This is a genomic window from Kitasatospora aureofaciens, assembly GCF_001188955.3.
Taxonomy (GTDB): Bacteria; Actinomycetota; Actinomycetes; order Streptomycetales; family Streptomycetaceae; genus Kitasatospora; species Kitasatospora aureofaciens.
On the sequence record NZ_JPRF03000043.1, the window covers coordinates 70,598 to 90,835 of the forward strand.

Here is a 20,238-nt window from a genome sequence, read left to right on the forward strand (position 1 = left end):
GGACCGTGCCGCGGCGGGGTGCCGGGCCGCCCCGCCGGTCTCACAGCCAGTTGGGCGCGATCTCCGTCGCCCAGAGCTCCAGGCTGCGCATCTGCACGTCGTGCGGGATCAGGCCGGAGTACTGGCACTGCAGCAGGTACTCGGGGTCGTGCTGGGTCACCAGCTTCTCGATCTTGCGGTTGATGTCGTCGGGGGTGCCGACCCATTCGAGGCCGCGCTCGACCAGGGTCCGGTAGTCCGCGCCGATCGGGCCGGTCTCGCCGACCCGGCGCAGGCTCTCGGTGAAGCCCATCGGGCCGAACCAGTTCTCGAAGACGAAGCCGCCGCCGCGGGCCGCCCAGTGGTGGGCCTCGTCGGCGTCCCTGGCCACCAGCACGTCCTTCATCACCCCGATCCGCTCGCCGCGCCGCAGCTCGCCGTGCCCGGCGGCCGCGGCCTCCTCCCGGTAGAGGTCCATCAGCCGGCTCACGATCCGGTCGTCGGTGTTCATCAGGATCGGCACCACGCCCTCGCGGGCACAGAACCGGAAGGTGTCCTCGCTGAAGCTGAACGGCTGGAACACCGGCGGGTGCGGGTGCTGGTAGGGCTTCGGGGCGATGCCGACCTCCTGCACCACGCCGTTCTCGTCGAGGCCGCGGCCGAAGCTGCGGACGGCGTCGTAGGGGAACTCCAGGCCCTTGGGCGGGATCGTCCACTGGGCGCCGCTGTGCGAGAAGGTCTCGGTGGTCCACGCCTTCTTGAGGATCTCCCAGTGCTCCTCGAACAGCGCCCGGTTGCGCCGGTCGTTGGCGCCGGCGTCGGAGAGCGTCCCGCCGACCCCGAACGGCTGGCCCATGATCTCGGCCCACCGCTTCTGGAAGCCGCGTGCGATCCCGACGAAGGTCCGGCCCCGGGTCATGTGGTCGAGCATCGCCAGGTCCTCGGCGAGCCGCAGGGGGTTGTGGAAGGGCAGCACGTTGGCCATCTGGCCAACCCTGATCTCCTTGGTCTGCATGGCCAGGTACAGGCCCAGCATGATCGGGTTGTTGGACACCTCGAAGCCCTCGACGTGGAAGTGGTGCTCGGTGAACGAGAGCCCCCAGTAACCGAGTTCGTCGGCCGCCCGGGCCTGCTCGGTGAGCTGCCAAAGCATGTTCCGGTAGTTCTGCCGGTTCACCCCGGACATGCCCTTGAGCACCTGGTCGTGGCTGCCGACCGTCGGCAGGTAGAAGAGGATGGACTTCACGGGTCGTCCTTTCGTGCCGCGCGGCGACGCCACGGCTGGAAGCGGAGGAGGGTGCGGTCGACGGTGGCACCCGGCTCTTGCGAATCGTTTGACGCGCCGCCTCCACCGGTCCGGAACGGCCGGGCGGCGGCGCGGAGCGGGACGTCCAGCGGACGCCAAGGGGTCGCTGACAGCGTGGTGGCGAGCCTCACCCGATCCTTAGGAGCTCGCCTTGAACCCAGCAACTGCCACCGCCCCCGGTGCGACCGGCACGGGGCTCGCGGCCGCGGACCGCGCGACGCTCATCCACCCCACGCTGCCGGCGCACCGGACGGACCGCACCGTCCTGGTCTCCGGCTCGGGCTGCCGGGTCACCGACGCGGCCGGCCGCGAGTACCTGGACGCCTCCGCCGTCCTCGGCGTGACCCAGGTGGGCCACGGCCGCGCCGAGCTCGCCCGGGCCGCCGCCGAGCAGATGACCCGGCTGGAGTACTTCCACACCTGGGGCACCGTGACCAACGACCGGGCGGTGGAACTCGCCACCCGGCTCGCCGGGTTGGCCCCGGGAGGGCTGCGCCGGACGTACTTCACCAGCGGCGGCGCGGAGGGCAACGAGATCGCGCTGCGGATGGCCCGGCTCCACCACCACCGCCGCGGCGAGCCGCAGCGCACCTGGATCCTGGCCCGCACGATGGGCTACCACGGCATCGGCTACGGCAGCGGCGGCGTGTCCGGATTCCCGGTCTATCACACCGGGTTCGGCCCCAGCATGCCGGACGTGCACTTCCTGACGCCGCCGCACCCCTACCGCCGGGAGCTGTTCTCCGGCGCCGACGTCACCGAGTTCTGCCTGGCCGAACTGCGGGAGTCGATCGAGCGGATCGGGCCGGAGCGGATCGCCGCGATGATCGGCGAGCCGGTGATGGGCGGCATCGGCGCGGTCGTCCCGCCGGCCGACTACTGGCCGCGGGTCGCGGAACTGCTGCGCTCCTACGGCATCCTGCTGATCCTGGACGAGGTGGTCACCGGGTACGGCCGCACCGGGCACTGGTTCGCCGCCGAGCACGTCGGGGTGGTGCCCGACATCCTGGTCACCGCCAAGGGCCTCACCTCGGGGTACCTCCCGCACGGGGCGGTGCTGGTCTCCGACGAGGTCGCCGACACCGTGACCGGCGAGCAGGGCTTTCCGGTGGGCTACACCTACACCGGGCACCCGACCGCGTGCGCGGTCGCCCTGGCCAACCTGGACATCATCGAGCGCGAGGGGCTGGCGGCCAACGCGGCCGCCGTCGGCGCACACCTGAAGGACGGGCTGACGCGGTTGCTGGACCTGCCCGTGGTGGCGGAGGTCCGCGGGGTCGGGCTGATGCTGGCCGTCGAGCTGACCTCGGACAAGGAGGCCCGGCGGCCGCTGCCGCAGGGCACCACCGAGGTGGCGGACGCGCTGCGCGAGCAGGCGGGCATCATCCTGCGGACCAACCCGTACGCGCTGGTGATCAATCCGCCGCTGGTGTTCACCCGGCAGGACGCGGGCCTGCTCGTCGACGGCCTGCGCTCGGTCCTCTCGCGGGTCGGCCTCGACGGCCACGTGCGCTGACCCGTCGGCGGGCCGGGCTACCGCGCCGCCCCGGCGAGCAGGGCCGCGAACGGCCACTGCGGCCGCCGCAGCACGTGCTCGCCGCGCAGCTCGATCTCGTCGGCCATGGTCCGCGCCGTCGCGCGGGCCAGGTCCGGCAGTCCGGCGTGCTGCTCCGCCTCGGCGAGCAGCCCCAGGTGCAGCGCCCGCCGGAAGACCGTGCCGGAGCGGGCCGCGGCGTCCAGGGCCCAGCGCATCCGCCGCAGTCCGACGCCGGGTCGGCCGCGGCGCACCTCGGCCCAGCCGAGCAGCACGGACAGCATGTTCTGCCAGTGGCCCAGCTGGCAGCGGACGGTGAGGTCGACCCCGGCGGTGGAGGCCTGCCAGGCCCGTTCCACGTCCCCGTCGAGGACGGCCAGCAGGGCGTCGGCGTAGAGGGCGAAGGTGCGGTCCCACGGCCGGTCGCAGCTGTCCGACTCGGAGAGCTGCAGCAGCTCCTCGCGGTAGCGCCCGGCGGCGGCGGTATCGCCGAGCAGGACGTGGCTGACGGCCAGGTGGACGCGGTAGTTGATCCTGGGGTCGCTGCGGGACAGGCCCATGAACCGGTCCGGCCGCTCCTCCGCGCCCTGCGCGTCGACCAGCGGGAGCCCGCGTTCCAGTTCGGCGACGGCCTCCTCCAGCCGGTCGGCGGTGAACCACAGCACGCCCTTGCCGTAGCAGGCGGCCGTCCGGGCCTCGGTCCCGCCGCCGTGCTCGGCCGACTCTTCCAGCAGCGCGACGATCCCGGACACCCGGCGCAGGTCGCCGCCGGCCAGGTGCATGATGACCCGGGAGGCCAACAGCGCGGTGGGGCGGGTGTTGTCGAGGGTCTTCTGCAGCACCTCGACCCGGGTGCAGGCGTCGGTGACCGCCGGGGACCCGTAGCCGAGGGTCATCGACAGCAGCCACACGACCCGCTTCTGCAGTTCCAGCTCGGCCGCGACGGACCGGTTCCGGGGCTGGCCGCGCAGTACGTCGATGGCCTGCGACAGCCAGGCGCGCGCCTCGGAGTGCAGCCGCCGGCGCTCGGCGAGGTCGCCCATGCCGACCAGGGGCTGCACCGCCTCGCGCGGGTCGAGTTCCTGCGCCGCCCGGCCACAGTGGTAGCCGATGGTCTCGGCGCAGTCGGTGCGGGCCCTGCCGACGGCGCCGTCGGCCAGCGCGACCGCCACCCGGTGGTGCAGCCGGGCGCGCTGGACCGGGTCGAGGTCGGCGAGCAGCATGTCCCGCATCAGCCCCTGCGCGAACCGGAAGCCGCGAGGGTCGACCGGATCGGGGCGCAGCAGCCCGCTGTGCAGCGCGTCGTGGACCAGGCCCGGTGGCTCGCCCAGTCCGGTGAGGACGTCGGTGAGCAGCCGGCGGTCCACGGCCGGGCCGATCACCGCGCAGGTCTGCAGCACCCGGATGACACCCTCCGGGCACTCGGCCAGGCGGGCGCCCAGCACCAGCCGCAGGCCGAAGGAGAGCGGGGCGGCCGGTTCGGCGGGTCCGGTCACGGCGGTGGCGGTCGGCCGCAGCTTGGTGAGCAGGTAGGGGTTGCCGCCGGTGGCGCGGTGGGCGGCCGACACCAGGTCCCAGGTGGGCGGCTCGCCCCCGGTGCGGTTGATCAGGGCCCTGGTCTCGGCGAGCGAGAGCACGTCGAGGTGCAGGTACTCGGCGGCGACCTCCTGGAGCAGGTCGGCGACCGCTCCGCCGAGTTCGGGGCGCTGGGCGAGCCGGTGCTCCCGGACGGTCGCGACCACCAGCAGGTCGCTGTCGCCGAGCTCCTTGGTGAGCAGCTGGAGGAGTGCCAGGGTGCCGGTGTCGGCGAGGTGCAGGTCCTCCAGGAAGAGCACCAGCGGGCGGCGGGCGGCGGTCAGCAGGGCCTGGCAGACGGCGTCCTGGAAGGCCAGGTGCCGGGCGGGGGAGAGCGGCGCCTCGGTGCCCGCGGGGCCCGGCGCGCGGTCCGGGCGCAGCATGCCGAGGGTGTCCAGGACGGGCTCGGGCAGGGTGGCCAGTTCGGCGGCCCTGGTGCGGCGGAGCTTGCGGACGACCCGGGTCCACAGCCAGTACTCGGGGAGTTCGGGGCCGGCGGCGCAGTGCGCCCAGACGGCGTCCAGTCCGGCGGCCGGCAGTCCGCCGGCCAGTTCCTGGAGCAGCCGGGTCTTGCCGACGCCCTGTTCGCCGATCACCAGGACGGTGCGGCCGCGGCGGCCGGGTGCGGTGAGTGCTCGCAGGGTGGCCAGTTCCCGGGTGCGGCCGATCAGCCGTCCGGCGGGCGGGGCGGCTGGTGCGACGGCCGGGGCGACGGCCGCCGGGTTGGGGGAGGGGGCCGACGCCGGTGCGGGGCGCGGCGGTTCGGGCACGGCGGCGGGGGCGGGGGTGAGCGCCGGGGCGGGGCCCGGATCCACCGGGCCCGGGGTGGGCGGTCGCAGCGCGTCGACGTCGGCGACCAGGGTGAGGCGGGGGCGCAGGTCGGCCGGGGAGGCGGTCCGCCCGCCCGCGTGCACGAGGTCCTGACGCAGGATCGCGCCGTGCAGCTCCTGGAGTTCCTTGCTGGTGTCGGCGCCCAGTTCCTCGGCGAGGTGGGCCCGGATCCGTTCGAAGGTCAGCAGTGCCTCGGCGGGCTGGCCGCAGTGGTACTGCGCCAGCATGAGCTGGCAGCCCAGCCGTTCCAGCATCGGGTTGCGCCGGACCTCGTCGTCGAGTTCGCGCACCACCTCGTCGTACCGGGCCAGGCCGAGGCTGGCGTCGGCCCAGGTCTGCAGGCCCACCAGGCGCAGCTGTTCGAGCCGGGCGGACTCCAGTTGGGCGAAGTCGTAGGCGGCCAGTTCCCCGTACGGGGTGCCGTGCCAGAGGCCGAGCGCCTCGTCGACGGTGCCGCGGGCCGCGGCCAGGTCCCCGCGGGCGAACTGCTCGCGCCCGGCCTCGACGGCGGACTGGAACCGGCTGGCGTCGATGCAGTCTCGGTCGACCTCCAGGACGTAGCCGGGGGCCTGGTACCGCAGGGCCAGCAGCCTGTCCTTGGAGGGGACGGGCGAGTGGCCGTCGATCGCCTTGCGCAGCCGGGAGACGTACGACTGGAGGGTGCCGACGACGGCCTGCGGCGGTGAGGAGCCCCAGATGGCGCTGACGATCCCGGAGACCGACACCACCCGGCCCGCGTTGATCAACAGCAGGGCCAGCAGGGCCCGTTGACGCGGCGGGCCCAGGTCGAGTGCCCGTCGGCCGGCCAGCACGGACATCTGTCCCAGCACCCTGATCGGTGCGGGGCTCCGTAACACGAGATCGGAAGCGGCGTTGTCGACTCGGCTCATCTCATCACATCCCGTCAGGCAAGACAGCTGGTGCACCCGCCGTGACCGCCGGGGTGAGCCGGGGCACGGCGTGATTCGGGAAATTTCCGAACATGGCCGGGGATGTTGTGGCGGCCGGCCGTACGGGGGTATCGACGGCGGGGCCTCGGGGGAGTCGCCGGTTCCGTGGGGTCGCCGTTCCCTGCCGTCACCGACGGTTGCCGGTCCGGCGGTGCTGGGGGGAGCTGGGGAGGGCGCGGGAACCGTCGACGGGTACGGTCTCGGGCGCAATCAGGCCGGGCGTCTGGACGGGGCGCTGCGCGGACGGCGTGGAGTGGTGATGGCGGGGCCTCCCTTGGCGTGACCAGCCGCGATCCGCCTGCGTCCGATACAACGGCACAGCGCTTTGCTGGTCATGTCACTGTCATATGAATCATGAATGCTGGCAGGCTACCCCGGATGGGGCGACGGTGAAACCCGCCGTCGGACCGGAAGGTTCCCCTTCCGGACGACCACGGACGGTGATGGCGGGTGGGCGCGCGTCGGCTCCCCCCGCGCGGTCGTCCACGGGAGGAGCCGACGGGCCGTCGGGAGCGCGGCCCCGCAACCGGTCGGGGCGGCGGCCGGAGCCGGATCAGGAGTGCGTGACGCTTGCCCTCTCGCCGGGGACGGCCTCGGCCCGGCGCTCCCCGCGCAGCCGGGCCAGCAGCAGGTGGCAGCCCGCGCAGACCACGGCCAGGCACAGGCAGGCGCCCCACACCGCCGTGGTGCCGGACGCCTCGATCACCCGCGCGCTGAGCACCGGGGCCAGGGCTACCGACACGCTCCAGACCGACAGGAACCAGCCCTGGTAGCCGCCCTGCCGGTCGGGGGGCGACAGTGCTGCCACCAGCGCCATGCACGTCGGCCAGACGACGATCTCGCCGAGGCTCCACAGCACGACGGTCGCCCCGTACCCGACGGTGCCGTGCACGGCGGCCGTCAGCCCCATGCCGAGACCGGTCACCAGGGTCGCCACAGCCAGCGCGTGTTCCGGCCGGAGCCTCCCGGCCAGCCGGGTCAGCGGGAGCTGGAGCACCGCGATGACGAGACCGTTCATCATCATCGCCGCGCCGTAGTCGGCGGCCGAGAGACCGTCCCCCGTCATCGTCAACGGCAGTGCCACCAGGGGCTGTTGGAACAGCAGGCCGAGCATCAGCACTGAACCCAGCAGGACCGGGAAGCCCGGCGCGCGGTGCGGCGGGCGCTGCGCACCGGCCGCGTCCGTCACCCCGGCGCTCTCCGGCGGCGGGCGGGTCTCCGGCACCCGCAGGTACACCATGACGCCGGCGAGCAGATTGGCCACCGCGTTGACCAGGAACAGCAGCAGGAATCCGTGGGAGGCGGCGAGCCCGGCCGTCACGGCGGCCACCGAGAAGCCCAGGTTGGTGGCCCAGTAGATCAGCGAGTACGCCCGCGGCAGATCTTCTAGGGCCACCAGGTCGGCGACGGCCGCCGCGCGGGCCGGGCGGGTGGCGTTCAGGCCGACCCCCACCGTGAGGGTGAACAGCAGGACCGGCACCCGGCCGTGGGCCAGGCCCAGCCCCAGCATGCCCGCGACGGTGAGGACCTCGCTCGCCAACAGCACCGTCCGCCGCCCCACCCGGTCCGCCAGGATGCCGCCGAACAGCGAGGCGATCCCGCTGCCCACCCCGAACGTGGTCAGGGTCAGGCCGGTGAAGAAGACCGAATAGCCGCGCACCGTGGTGAGGTAGATCGTCATGAACGGCACCACGAAGCCGCCCGCCGAGGTGACCAGCGTTCCGCCCCAGAGCCACCAGAACGGCCCCGGCAGCCCCCCCGGTGCCCCGGCCGACCGAAGCGGCACCTCAGCTCCGCCCGTCGTACTCGACCCTGAGGGTCCGCGCCAGGTGGTCGCGGAACTCCACCGCCGCGGCGTCCGACGCGTGGTGCGACAGCACGATCGCCGGGTACCCGGACCAGTCCGGGTACGGCCGCAGCAGCGCGCCGGGACCGACCGTCCGCACCACGTGGTCCACGCACGGCTCCTCGCGCACCTCGTCCAGCCCATGCACCCGGGCGATCCGGCCGCCGCCGCCCACCGGCACCAGGTACGCCGCCGCGTGCCCGGTGCCCACCGGCTCCGTGCTCCAGCACTCGGGCTCCCGGCCGAGGTGGATGCGGACCGCCTCGGCCGCGAGGTCGATCCCGCTGCTGACGTGCACCAGGTGGTGCATGAACCCGCCGCCGCCGATCCGCGCCCCCATCTCCAGCAGCACCGGCCGGGTGCCCGAGACCAGGCGCAGCTCGGTGTGGGTGGTGCCCTCGGTGACGCCGAAGGCGTGGTGCGCACCGACCACCTCCCGCTCGACGGCCGCCAGGACGTCCGCCGGGAGCCGGGCGGGGGCCCGCAGCGTGGTCTCCTCGAAGTACGGACCGTTCAGCTCCCCCTTGTAGCTGACGGCACAGACCCGGACCCGGCCCCTGTGCACCAGCGACTCGGCGGAGATCTCGGGGCCGTCCAGGTACTCCTCGACCAGCACCCCGGTGCCGTCGGCGGCCCCGTCGTCGTACCCCAGGTGGGTGTCGCACAGCGCCCAGGTGGTGCGCACCGCCTGCTCCAGCTCCCCGGCGGAGTCGACCCGGATCACGCCCAGACTGGAGTAGCCGTCGGCCGGCTTGACCACGACCGGGAAGCGCAGGCCCGCCGCGTCGGCCCAGTCGTCCGGGTGACCGACGGCGACGAACCCGGGCACGGCCAGACCGGCGGCGGCGAGCAGCCGGCGCATGCTGCGCTTGTCCCGGACGACCGCCGCGGCCTCCTCGGTCAGGCCGGTCAGCCCGAGCACCCGCGCGGCCCGGGCGACGAAGGGAACGACCTTCTCGTTGCCCGCCATGATCCCGTCGAACGGCTGGCGGGCGAACCGCTCCACCAGCGCGGCCACCGCCGCGTCGGGATCCCCGTCGACGTCCAGCGGCAGGAGTTCGACCACCCCGGGGGCCTTGCGGGCCCGTTCGGGGTCGTCGTCGCCCCGGGGCGCCAGGATCAGGTCGACACCGGCGCGCTCCGCGCCTTCGAACACCCAGGGAAGAGCGGAGAACTGGCCGACCAGGACGAGTTTCGGACGCTGCCGCATAGGGATCTCCGTACGAGAGTGTGGGATGTGTCGGTGCCCGGTGACCGGGCGCCCGCCACGGCCGCTCGACGGCCCGGGTCGCGGGCCGCGTCCGGGCGGCCGCGCGGAACACGACCAGCCTTTCCCGGCACTCTTGGCGGATCCTTGCAAACGGTTTGACGCCCGCCACTCGCCGTTCACCCTTGCCCACCACCCGCCCGCCGCGCCCCGTCGGGACGTCGCAGGACTGCCCCCCCCGGCCGGGAGGGGCAGCGGAGGGGGGAACAGCAGGGGGGAACGGAAGCGGTCCGGCAAACTCACCAGGGCCACCAAGGTATCGGTGAGTTTCCTTGATGGGCCATCAAGGAAACTCACCAGGTCACCTTGGTGGCCATCCCAGCAGATCAGAGGCGCGAAGGTCGGGCCGACGAGGGCCCCGAGCCAAGGGGCGTTCGCGGCCGCCAGCGCCACCATGCCCGGCTCGGCGTCCACTGCCACGACCTCGGCGCCCCGGGCCAGCACCGCGGCCGCGACCGTGCCCGGCCCGGTGCACGGCCGCAGTGCCGATCAGTACGGCAGGGGCTCGGGGCGCGCGGAACTTCACGGTGACTCCTACGGGTGATGGCGTATCGGGTGCCGGTCTGTCGGATGGTGAGCCAGCGGGCACGGGGCGACCTCGAGGAGATACGCACAGCGGGTCGCCCGCTGACGCCGGGGCAGGACGGTCAGTGCTGCCCAGCGCCTCGGCACGCGAGGCCCGCGCTGTCGGCCCGCGGCGAGCGCCGCAGGCACGGCACCCGGTCGAGGGGCGAGCGGCGCCGGGCCTGCCCGTGTGCGCTGAGGCTCATGCCGCACGGCGTCCTTCGCCCGGTCCGGGCGGCGCAGCGAGGGGCGGGGGTGTGGGTGTAGCGGGGCAGGGAGGCGAAGAGCATCCGCTCCGCGCACCGGTTCAGGTTCTCCACCGTGCCCTTCAAATGCGGGCTGTAGGCGGGCAGATTGTGCCCGGGGATGGCGAGAGCGCCGAGTGCGGAGGTGACGGTGCGCGAGAGGAAGTCCTTGCCGCGGTCGATGCGCACCAGGGCCGGCAGGCCGCCGATCGGCCCGTAAGGGCCGTCCGCCTCGTCGCGGGAGATCGCGGTGCGCAGCGCTGCCAGGATCGCGTCTCTAGACCGGGGTGTGCGGGGTGATGGCGGCGCCGGTGACGGCGTTCGACGACGGTGTGTACCAGGCTGCCTGCAACAGGTTCGAGTTCCTCGCCTCGATGATTGCCATCGACAGCGACGAGCGATGGTGCTCCCCCCTGGCCCGGCGAGTTCCTCAACGGAAGTAACTGGGGCCACGAGCGGGGCCTCGCTGGCACCATCCAGCAGGAGATCACCCCGGCCTGGCCCCTCCTCCGGGCCGGCGCCTTCGGCGGCGACCCCAGGCGCGCAACCACGGCGTACAACCGCCTCGTGCAGTGGAGGCAGCAGAACCACCGCGGCTTCTGACCTGGTGGGATGGACGTGCGCCGGACACCATCAGGTGGCCGGCTGTCGGCAGCTCGGCGGCCGAGTTGAGGGCCTTGCCCAGGTTGGGACTGGCGGCCACCCCGTTCATCGGGCACCGGGCAAGCCCCCAGGGCGGTACCGGCCGACTCTTACCGGCCGCCGATCGACCGGATCACCTCCGCCACGTCCCGGTCGCTGCGCAGGGCCACCTCGGTCGCGAGCGCCGACAGTTTCCCGGTCATCGTCATCAGCAGGCTCGGCAGGATGCACTCCTCGTCGGATCCGGCCGCCGCGATGCGGTGGTAGGAGGCCGAGAGTTCGGCGGTGAACGCTTTCTCGAGCGCCGTTCCGTCGTCCTCCAGGGAGGTCGTCGGGGGCAGGGTGAGCCGGTCCATGCCCTGGCCGGCCATCAGGCCAGCCAGACGGACGCACTCCTGATCGAGCATGGTCACGTCGACGTACACGCGGGGCTTTCCTTTCGCTCCGTCGGTTCTCTCCTACCGCACAGGGGCAACGGCCCGGGCAGTCCCTGACGTCCCCGGGCCGAGACCACAGCCGCGGCGGCGGGGAGGCGGGTTTCACACCGCGGAGGCGGCCTCGCGGCCGGCCCGGGGTTCCCCCCAGGGCATGACGAGGGTGGCCTGGCCCTCCGGACTCCAGGCGACGTTCAGGTCGCGGTTGTCCGCGTGGGCCCGCCAGCCGTGCATGCCGGCATCGTAGTCGGCGCAGATCAGCGCGGCGCGTACCCGGGCCGGGCGGCGCGGGGTGACGCTCTCGTCCCAGGCGAGGACGTCCAGGACCGCGCGGCCGGCCAAAACGGCCCAGCCCGCGTGGGCGACCTGGCGCAGCCAGGTCGGGCGGACCCAGAGGCGGAGGAACGGCGGCGCGCCGTAGCCGGGCTGGGCGGGCCGACCGTCAGACGACGTTCGGCGCCTCCAGGATCGAGTGCTGCTGCTCGGGGATGGGGAAGCCGCACTTGTCGAGGTTGCGGAGAGTCTGCCCGCTCATGCAGTGGCATCACGCGGCCTCCGCTCCGGCGGGTCCGTGGCAGTAGATCAGGAGTCCCGCCCACATGTCCGGGACGATCGGACGGGCGGCACGCGCTCCTCGCCTTCGGCATCGGACTGCGCGTACGCGGCGTCGGCGCGCAGCGCCTAAGCCAGACGCCGCAGTGTCTGTCCGTTGTCGTCGTTGCGCAGCCGCGTCGGCCAACCGGCGGACACCTCCATGTGTGATCCGGCCTCGGCGCATGTGCCCTCGATCCCGGCTCACCGGTGGGGTCGGGGCGCTGTCGTTTCGCCGCTGGATCTTCTTGTCTCCGGTCGCGGTTACAGTGACTTCGCCGCTTCCCACTCGCGCACCATGCGACGCTCGATCGCCTCGACTTCGAAGCGGCCGTCCGGATCACCATCGCGCCTGCGGACCGCTGCACGAACCAGGGCCAGGTAGAAGAGTGCCGGCGCGCACGGGGTCCAACGCTCCTCAGGCTCGTCCAGCATGAAGCGCAAGACGTTCTCCGGATCCGCTGGAACGAACGCGTGGCGGTCGTGCTCCCACTTGTCCTCGATGCCACGGCTCCATCGGGTCCGCAGATCCTCTTCCGTGAGGTCGGTGAGCACCGCCCGGAAGAACGCCGCCCACTGGTTGTTGCGCAGGTCGAGCCCGAAGCAGAGAAGCTCGAGGTCGACTTCGTCCGACGCATGGACGGCCAGCTCCTCTCGCATCGCCCGGCGGGCAACGGCATGCAGACTGACCCGGCCGTCGGCCTGGAGATCGTGGTTGCGGGCAAGCCCCTCGTTCGCGGAGGAGTTCCACCTGGAGCCGTGGGGACCGGCGACCCGCGAACTGCGGTGCGAGAAGAGCATCTTGTTGTCGCGGCCGGTCTCCACCGCCACATTCACCCCGAGGCTGCAGGACATGAACGCCGGCGCGTCCAACGGGTCCTTGCCGTCGAGGTACTGCTCGCGCAGGGTTTGTCCGTCCTGCTGCACCCGGTCCAGGTTGAGGGACGTGGCCAGGAAGTCGTAGTAGTCGGCGTCGCACAGGACGAGTGTGGCCACCGGCTTCTCGGCCGTGTGGGTGCGGGCGGCGATGTCCAGGCGTTCCACGGCGAAGCGGGGGTTGTTCCACCGGAACCGCTCCCCGGCGGCCTCCTTGCGGGTTTCCTCCTCCTCGATCTCGCGCCGCCACCGGCCGATCTCGTCCGGGAAGCGGACCCGCCCCGGGCGGTAACTGACCCGCATGTTCTCCTCGTCGATCGGCCTGGTCCCGTCGCCGTCGACGACGTGGCAGTCGGTCTGGCGGCCGACCACGGTGAACCCATCCCTGAGAGTCATCAACTCGTCCTTCCGGAGAACCAGTTCTGGGACATAATGACGCGCGTCACTACTGTTGCGCCATCCGGCTGGCGGGGAGGATGATGAACGGATCCGTCTACCTCCGGCGTGAGGAGCTCAGGGACTCCGGTCTGGTCGGGACCGTCGCTCTGGGCACCTACGACAACCCAGAAGGGCTGCTCGACCGCCAGCACGTCGAGACCGCCCGCGACCGGTTCACCGCCGCGTGCATGCGGCTCGGCTTCAGCCGCGCGATGAAGCTCGAAAGGTCCGGAACACGGCAGGACGTTCTCGCCGGGGTCCGAGAATTCCTCGCGAAGCAGGCCGCCCGGAAGATCCTGTACTGGACCGGTCACGGACACGACACCGGTCGCGAGTACGTCCTCGGCTGCCGGGACAGCTACCCGCACGGCCCGGAGCCGGATGTGGACCGGGCAGTGAAATTCATCGAACTGCTTGGCATCTGCGCGGACCACAGTGCCACCGACCTCCTGATCGTCGTCGATGCCTGCGAGTCCCAAAGCACGCTGTCCGGAATCCGCCCGCTCGTCGAGTCGTTGCGCTACCGCGACAACACCGCCAGCAGGGCCCTCGCGGGGCGCGAACGCGGCCTCGTCATCGCCGCCACGGCGGGCGCCGGGCGGCGGATGGAGGAAGGTCTCTGGGTGGACTGGCTGGAGCAGGCCATCGGCGATCCCGACCTCGAACTGGCCGATCTGGTAAGGCCTTTCGACTCCACTGCGCTGTACGTCCCGATGTGGTACCTGCTGGAGGCCATCGACCGGCGCGCCGAGGCATCGGGGCTGGACGACGTGGAGCTGCGCCCGGCGGCCGCCGAGCTCCGGTCCCTGGACCCCCGGTTCTTCCACAACCCCTATTTCGAGGAGCGAGGGGTCGTACTGCGGACCGCGGCGATGCCGCCGGACCTCGAACCCTGGCTGAACGCCGACCACTTCGGACCCGTCGCCGACGGCACCCCCCTCCACCACTTCTCGGGCCGAGTCCGGCCGCTGAGTCGTCTGGTCACCTGGCTGGAGTCCCAGACGCAAGGGCTGCTCGCCGTCACCGGCCCGGCGGGAATCGGAAAGACCGCGCTCCTCGCCCGGCTCGCGCTGCTGTCCGTCCCGAGAATCCGCGAGGGGCTCCGGCCCACGCCATTGCCCCAGACGTGTCCGCGGCCCGGCTCCGTCCACGCCGCGCTGTCGTGCGAGCGCCAGTCCCTGCACTCCATGGCCCGCGCCGTGCTGACCGCCCTCGCCCCGCTCGGGGCACGGACCCCGGCGGCGGGCGCGGTCACCCCCGAGCAGTGCATCCGCGAGGTACGCGAACTCGTCGCACAGGTGGGCGGCCTCAACCTCCTCGTCGATAGCCTGGACGAAGCCATGCCCGGTCAGGCGCACGAGATCGCGCGCGGACTCCTCAACCCGCTGTCACACGTCGCTGGGGTCAAACTGGTGGTGAGCACCCGGCCGTACCCCCGGCACGCCTTGGACGACGCCACGCAGGAGTCCCTCTTCGACGCCCTGGACCGCTCGGCCCCGAACCTGGAACTGGACCGCGACCGTGACACCGAACGGGACATCACCGAGCTGGTGGAAACGATCCTCGCGACCGAGGCCGGTTCGCCGTACGCCGGGCCGGACGCGAGCGCCACGAGGCAAGAGACCGCTGCCGACGTGGCGGCACAGTGCGGCCGGAGGTTCCTGGTAGCGCGGCTGCTCGCCCGCGCGCTCGCCCGCCGGGCGGGCCCGCTACGCGGGAGGGAACTCGAGGAGTTCATCCAACACGGCGGCCGTGAGCTCCACCGGCGGGTACAGGAGGAACTCGACGTCCTCGACCCCGGTGGCAGGCTTCGGGCGGCCGAGCTGCTGCTCCCCCTCGCACTCGTCCAGGGCACGGGACTGGCCGACCACCAGCTGTGGCTGCAACTGGCGAATGCCCTGCGCCGGCCCCGCACGGCAAAGCTGCACCCGCAGGCACTGGAGACGGTGCTCGCGCGCGCCGAGGGCGCGCTGGTTCTACGCGAGCGCTGGCACGGAGCGGTCGTCCACCGCCTCGATCACGCGGGCTATGCGACGGCGCTCCTGGACCGCGCCCAGCTGAGCCCGGCCCGGGCACACCGCCGTATCCTCGACGAGCTCCGCTCCCGAGTGCAGGACGACTGGAGCCGGGCGGACACCTACACCCTGACCTATCTCGGGACTCACGCCGCGCAGGCGAGAACCGATCCCGACGGCCCGCCGGACGAGGTCGATCCGCTGAAGGAGCTCTTCGACGACCCCTGCTTCCTGGTCCGCACCGACCCCGATGTGATGCTCCCCCTCACCGCGCCGCTGCTCGGCACGTGCGGCGGCGCGGCACTGTACCGGCGCCTGGGCGGGCGGTTCAGGATTCACCAGGAGGATCTGGCGCAGCGGAGGGCGATGCTGACGGCCGAGGCCTTTGCCAGCGATCCGGAGATCTTCCACGCCCTGGCCGAGATCGATGAGTTCGCCGGGCAGGGGTGGAAGGAGGTCTGGACCGACCGAGGACCCGATCCGCTGGAGCTGTCACTGCCCGCCCCTCTCGGTGGCGCACGGGCGCTGAGCTGGAGCATGGCCGACCCCGGATCGATCGCCGTCGCGGGCCGGGGGGAGATCACCCATCGCGATGCGGACACCGGCCGCTACCGGCTGACGCGTCGTACCGAGGACGACAGCCACGTCCGCCGCGCCGTACTGTCCGATGTGCATGAGCTCGCCACCGCGGCCGGCCGCGTCACCATCGCCCACGACGGCAGCTCCCTCCACTTCTGGACCGGTGCCGAGCGCTCCCCTCGACTGACCTACCGCTGGGGCGGCCGGCTGGACAGCCTCACCGCCGCCACCTGCGGGGACGACGTCCAGGTGGTAGCGGCGGACGGCCGGTGCGCCTGGGCGTGGCGGTGGCCGTCCAGGCGCGGCATGTCGGCGGAGGTCCGCAGCGACGTCCTGCCGATCCGCCCGTCCCGGGTCGCGCTGCTGGCCTTGCCCGACCGCAGCTTCCTGCTCGCCGCGTCCAAGGACGTCGTACTCCACGAACTCCATGGCAAGCCTCACGGCAACGACCCCCTGCTCCGACGGGAGTGGCAGCTGCGAACCAACGGCCGGAGCGTGTTCGCTGCGGCGACGTTGGCCGACGGGCCAGAGCAGGGCTGGCTCGCCGTGGCCGACGGGAACGCCGTCAAGGTGTGGCGGCTCTCCGTCTCCGGGTACACCGCGGTCCCCGTCATCGAGTCCGTCCCACCGATCCGTTCGGGGGCCCGGGAGTTGGCCCTCGGCCACTACGGGGAGCTCCCGCTGATCGCCCTGCACGAGGGCAGTACCGTGCGGGTGTTCGGCATCACTGACACGTCCTTCGCCTGTTCCTTCGAGCTGTCGAACCAGCGGAGCGGGCTGGCGTTCGATCCGCTGCGGTCCGGCAGGCTCGCCATCGGCGACGGGAGCGAGGTGCGGCTCCTCGACGTGCCGACGGCGGTGCGCCAGGACCGTACCGTCCGGCGGCACGACCACGACCTGCGGCCTGCCGTCGGGCTGGCGGCAGCGCGACGGGGTGCGCCGGCGCTGCTGACTCGGGTGTGGGACAACGACATCGTGCTCTCCCGGCAGGCCCCCCGCGGCGGTCGCGGCGGCACCGAGATCGGGTTCCAGGCCGAGAACCGGGTCACTGCCGTCTCCGCACTGTGGTCCGACGACCACTGGACGGTGGCGGCGGCGTCCGGTCGGCGCGTCCAGCTGTGGCGGCTGTCGGAGGACTTGACCTGTCATCGACCCGACGGGCAGGTCGACATCGGTGGCGATGCGGGTGAGCCGGTACCGAGCCTGAGTCTGGTCGCGGGGACGGACGGGCCGCAGCTCTTCGTTCCGGCCGGACAGCAGGTGCTGCGGTTCGTCCGGTCCGGCGGCACCTGGCTGGAGCACGGCAGCGTGTCGGCCGCCGTGATGAAGATCCGCAGTGCGGCAGCGCGCACAGTGGAGGACCGCACGTGGGTGCTGGCGGACTGCGGCCAGGACCTTCGCCTGTGGGAGAGCACCGCGAGCGGGTTCGTCGCCCTCGGACGGCGCGACGTTGTCGTGGACCGGCCTCCCGGTGCCGTCCTGGGCATGCGCTACGCCGATGGCGAGTACCTCCCGCTGGCCGCATGGACGCAGGGAGCGTCCGTGTACCTGGCGCAGTGCCAGGACGGGGACTGGACAACCAGGAGCTTCCGCAGCAAGCACGGCGCGCCCATGGCTCTGGCGTTCTCCGGTCCCTCCCGACAGCCGCTCCTCCTGGCTTTCGGCGGCAAGGTGACGGTGGCCGTGCTCGACGTGGCCCGCGAGGACTGGTGCCACGAGCTGGCCGTCCCCCACCGCGGCCTAGAGGTGGAGACGGCGGACGCCATCTACGACACCGCCGTCGGCATCACGGTGGTATTGCGCGGGCGCAGCGGATGCGACCAGATCCTGATACCCGAGCGGCAGCTCAGGAGCGCCCTGCGGAAGGCCGGGACCAGGTAGTCGGCAACTGCAACCCCACAACAGAGACGAGGACACAACCCGATGGAGCATGATCTGGTGGTCTTCCTGCCGGGCATTCTCGGCAGCCGCCTCACCCGTGACGGAAAGGACGTGTGGCACCAGTCGTGGCAGGCGGTGCTCCAACTCCGGCACCCGTCCAAGGCGGTGGAGGCCTTCAAGCTTCCGCCCGGCATCGGCGACGACGAACCGGAGCCGAACTCACCATGGGCCGTGCAGGCCGACGAGCTGGTCAAGGGGCCCGACGCCATGCCCGGACTCCTCGCCAGCTACGGCTACCCGGAAGTCCGGTCCCTGCTCGAACGGGCGGCGAGTCACGACCCCAGGGGCGGCCTCCATCCGGACCAGTACGCCGTGTTCACCTACGACTGGCGGCTCTCCAACCGACTTAACGCGCGACGCCTCAAGACCTGGGTGGAGCGGGAGCTCGCGCAGTGGCGGGAGCGCGCGCCAAGGTTCCATCCGAAGGCGCACGACGACGAGCCGAAGGTCGTCTTCATCTGCCACTCCATGGGCGGCCTCATCGCCCGCTACTACCTGGAGTACCTGCACGGCCGAGACCTCGCGCGTTCCCTGGTCACCATCGGAACCCCGCACCGGGGAGCCGCGAAGGCGATCCGGTTCCTCACCGGGAACGGCATCGGACCGAGCGAGGACCAGGGCTGGCCCAAGCGCAAGGCCGCACAACTGGCCTCGCGCGTCAACCCTGCGCTCGCTGACATCGCCCGCTCGTTTCCCTCCGTGGCCCAGCTGCTCCCCGTGTACGCCGCGGCCCTGGTGGACGGCGGGACCCGGTGGCGTCCCCTGACCGAGGTACCCGTGGGAAACCTCCCGACGGAGCTGGTCAACGACGCCTTCGCGTTCCACGAGGAGTTCGCCGGCGCATGGGAACGCAACCGGGCAACCGAAGCCGCACCCCCGTACAAGGTGCACTGCCTCGGCGGAAGGGCCCACCCGACTGTGCACGGGGTCGTCGTCAGGAGGGACGGGACACTGGAATTCCCGACGCAGCTCGACAACTCACAGCTGTGGATCGGCGACGGCACCGTGCCGGAGGAGTCGGCCTTCGCTAAGTGGGCGCTCGACGATATCTCTGACGCTGTGTGGGGCGGTGAGCGCCACACCACGCTGGCCGGTGCCGAGTCGTTCGCACATCAGCTGGATGCCATCCGCCGGGCAAAACCGAGGCGTGATCTGCTCGCCGGGGAGGAGGGGTTCAGCCTGGTTGTACCCGACTTCGCTGTTGCGGGCGAGCCATTCGAGATCACAGTCAGCGGGATCGGTACCTCCGGCCGCACCGTTCGGGCCCGGCTGACGAACAACAGGCAGCCGGGCGAGGCCCCGGTGACGCTGGCACCGGACGGTATCGGCGGCCTTGTCGGCGAGGTGACCGGCGCTGCGGGCACGTGGATTCTCGAGGTCGAGGCGGAGCGGCCGCACATGGTGTGCCGCGATGTCGTGACGATTGTTGGCGAATGAACAACGCGGCTTCCACTGCGTGCCGGGGGGACACCGACTGTCCCCCGGGCTGCGCGTGCACGCATCCGCCCGCCCACCGCGTAGCCGTCGGGGTTCGCGGCGGCCGGGTCGGGTGGCCACCGCCGCCCCGCACCACGGCATCCGCACGGTGGCGGTGGAGCCGGAGAACTGCCGCACGCTCAACGCCGCGACCAAGGCTGGTCACCTGGTCGACGTCACGGTGGACTCGATCGTCGCCGACTCCCTCGGCGCCCGCCGCACCTCCCCCATGCGCCAACCCGGCGGGGCGGGCCGGTCAGCACCACAGGTCGGCGTCGCGTCCATAGGCGCGCCGCGCGCTGCTGGGACTGTCCATCGCGCGTGGGACGGCGCGCAGCCCCGGCGGCCGGGCACGCTTTACCAGCGGGTGAGGTGTTCCCCCAGGGCCCGACGCAGCAGGGCGAGGACTGCGTCCGCGCCGGGACAGCGCAGGGGTTCGCCGCTGGCGCGTCGACGACGATGCTGCTGTCGATCAGGGCAGTCCAGGTGCCGCGCTGGACGTCGTACTCCTCGATCCAGCCGACCGGGCGGCGCGCGGGCCTGGAGGGTGGCGGCTCCACCGCCTGAGCGGGTCGCCCCCCGCCGCGCTGCTGTCGCGCGCAGCAGTCGCGCCCCGACCTCCGCGAGGGGGGCAGGCCGCCAGAGGGGTCGTCAGGGCCTCTCTCGGGCCTGTTTGCCGGCCTGTAGGGCCTCGCGGCTCGTGTCGGACGCTGCTTCTCTGGTCTGCGGTTTCTATCGCAGCCTCACAACGTGTCGAATGCCGAGGTCTCAACCCGGTGTCGGGTTCCCTAAGCCGTTGCCCGCCGGACTTGGTAGTTCCAGCGTGTGAGTGACCGGACGACGGTTTCGGCACCGATGGGGTTGGCGCTGTGAACGAAGACCGTTCCGATCTGGAAGGGCCGTCCGTTGAAGGCGGCTTCTTCCATGAGGGTCACCACGGGCATGATGGTGTCGTCGCCGCCGAGATCGTGGTCGAGCCAGAGTTCGTCAATGAAGCTGTCACGGTGCTCTTGCAGGAGCTGGATGCCTTCTCGGCTGGTGCGGGCAATCCGCGTAGCCCTGGGGAGTGAACGGAGGTCGTCTATGCCAAGGACGACGGGCGCCGGTGCGGCCAGGTCTTCTTTCACCTGATCATCATCACAGTGAAGC

12 protein-coding genes and 2 pseudogenes are annotated in these 20,238 nt (G+C 72.2%); 5 read left to right on the top strand and 9 right to left on the bottom strand.

What is annotated here, in order from left to right:
* Positions 1 to 40: 40 nt before the first annotated feature.
* Positions 41 to 1,225, bottom strand: coding sequence for an LLM class flavin-dependent oxidoreductase (locus HS99_RS26575; RefSeq protein WP_030554721.1), 1,185 nt, complete (start codon positions 1,223 to 1,225; stop codon positions 41 to 43).
* A gap of 211 nt (positions 1,226 to 1,436) precedes the next feature.
* Here HS99_RS26575 and HS99_RS26580 point away from each other — a divergent pair, with 211 nt between their 5' ends.
* Positions 1,437 to 2,801 (top strand): aminotransferase family protein, encoded by a 1,365-nt coding sequence (locus tag HS99_RS26580; RefSeq protein ID WP_046386965.1) that lies wholly within the window; start codon positions 1,437 to 1,439, stop codon positions 2,799 to 2,801.
* Positions 2,802 to 2,818: 17 nt separating this feature from the next.
* On the opposite strand, the gene HS99_RS26585 is transcribed toward HS99_RS26580, so the two are convergent.
* The 7 genes and pseudogenes from HS99_RS26585 to HS99_RS26615 form a co-directional block, all read right to left on the bottom strand.
* Complete coding sequence (locus HS99_RS26585) at positions 2,819 to 6,043, bottom strand: ATP-binding protein (RefSeq protein ID WP_051835577.1); 3,225 nt, start codon at positions 6,041 to 6,043, stop codon at positions 2,819 to 2,821.
* A gap of 685 nt (positions 6,044 to 6,728) precedes the next feature.
* A complete protein-coding gene (locus HS99_RS26590) occupies positions 6,729 to 7,961 on the bottom strand; it encodes an MDR family MFS transporter (protein WP_043389618.1) in 1,233 nt (410 codons plus the stop codon).
* A 1-nt stretch (position 7,962) separates the two neighbouring features.
* Positions 7,963 to 9,231 (bottom strand): ATP-grasp domain-containing protein, encoded by a 1,269-nt coding sequence (locus HS99_RS26595; protein ID WP_030554712.1) that lies wholly within the window; start codon positions 9,229 to 9,231, stop codon positions 7,963 to 7,965.
* Positions 9,232 to 10,109: 878 nt separating this feature from the next.
* Positions 10,110 to 10,416: pseudogene (locus HS99_RS47005) on the bottom strand (TnsB C-terminal domain-containing protein); the annotation flags it as partial.
* Between the two features lie 433 nt (positions 10,417 to 10,849).
* Positions 10,850 to 11,164: a hypothetical protein gene (locus HS99_RS26605; protein WP_030554709.1), complete on the bottom strand. Its 315-nt coding sequence runs from the start codon at positions 11,162 to 11,164 to the stop codon at positions 10,850 to 10,852.
* 114 nt (positions 11,165 to 11,278) lie between these two features.
* Positions 11,279 to 11,515 (bottom strand): hypothetical protein, encoded by a 237-nt coding sequence (locus tag HS99_RS26610; protein WP_030554707.1) that lies wholly within the window; start codon positions 11,513 to 11,515, stop codon positions 11,279 to 11,281.
* A gap of 513 nt (positions 11,516 to 12,028) precedes the next feature.
* Positions 12,029 to 13,012 carry a translation initiation factor 2 gene (locus HS99_RS26615; RefSeq protein ID WP_232543286.1) on the bottom strand — a complete coding sequence of 328 codons (984 nt, stop codon included), beginning with the start codon at positions 13,010 to 13,012 and terminating at the stop codon, positions 12,029 to 12,031.
* Between the two features lie 107 nt (positions 13,013 to 13,119).
* Here HS99_RS26615 and HS99_RS26620 point away from each other — a divergent pair, with 107 nt between their 5' ends.
* From HS99_RS26620 to HS99_RS45245, 4 genes and pseudogenes are all read left to right on the top strand, one after another.
* Positions 13,120 to 17,553: an ATP-binding protein gene (locus HS99_RS26620; RefSeq protein WP_050366228.1), complete on the top strand. Its 4,434-nt coding sequence runs from the start codon at positions 13,120 to 13,122 to the stop codon at positions 17,551 to 17,553.
* Between the two features lie 42 nt (positions 17,554 to 17,595).
* The gene (locus HS99_RS26625; RefSeq protein ID WP_030554701.1) at positions 17,596 to 19,050 is read left to right on the top strand and encodes a lipase family alpha/beta hydrolase; all 1,455 of its coding nucleotides are present in this window, start codon (positions 17,596 to 17,598) and stop codon (positions 19,048 to 19,050) included.
* Positions 19,051 to 19,162: 112 nt separating this feature from the next.
* Positions 19,163 to 19,322, top strand: a pseudogene (locus HS99_RS47010) (threonine/serine dehydratase); the annotation flags it as partial.
* A 139-nt stretch (positions 19,323 to 19,461) separates the two neighbouring features.
* Positions 19,462 to 19,656, top strand: a complete 195-nt coding sequence (locus HS99_RS45245; protein WP_030554699.1) for a hypothetical protein — start codon at positions 19,462 to 19,464, stop codon at positions 19,654 to 19,656.
* 221 nt (positions 19,657 to 19,877) lie between these two features.
* Here HS99_RS45245 and HS99_RS26635 read toward each other — a convergent pair whose 3' ends face one another.
* Entirely contained in the window at positions 19,878 to 20,216 is a 339-nt protein-coding gene (locus tag HS99_RS26635; RefSeq protein ID WP_030554697.1) for a cyclic-phosphate processing receiver domain-containing protein, read from the bottom strand.
* Between the last annotated feature and the right edge of the window lie 22 nt (positions 20,217 to 20,238).

What these genes read in the sequence shown, in the direction of transcription:
- HS99_RS26620 (WP_050366228.1), top strand. Translation starts at nt 13,120, where the DNA reads ATGAACGGATCCGTCTACCTCCGGCGTGAGGAGCTCAGGGACTCCGGT.
- HS99_RS26595 (WP_030554712.1), bottom strand. Translation starts at nt 9,231, where the DNA reads ATGCGGCAGCGTCCGAAACTCGTCCTGGTCGGCCAGTTCTCCGCTCTT.
- HS99_RS26625 (WP_030554701.1), top strand. Translation starts at nt 17,596, where the DNA reads ATGGAGCATGATCTGGTGGTCTTCCTGCCGGGCATTCTCGGCAGCCGC.
- HS99_RS26585 (WP_051835577.1), bottom strand. Translation starts at nt 6,043, where the DNA reads ATGTCCGTGCTGGCCGGCCGACGGGCACTCGACCTGGGCCCGCCGCGT.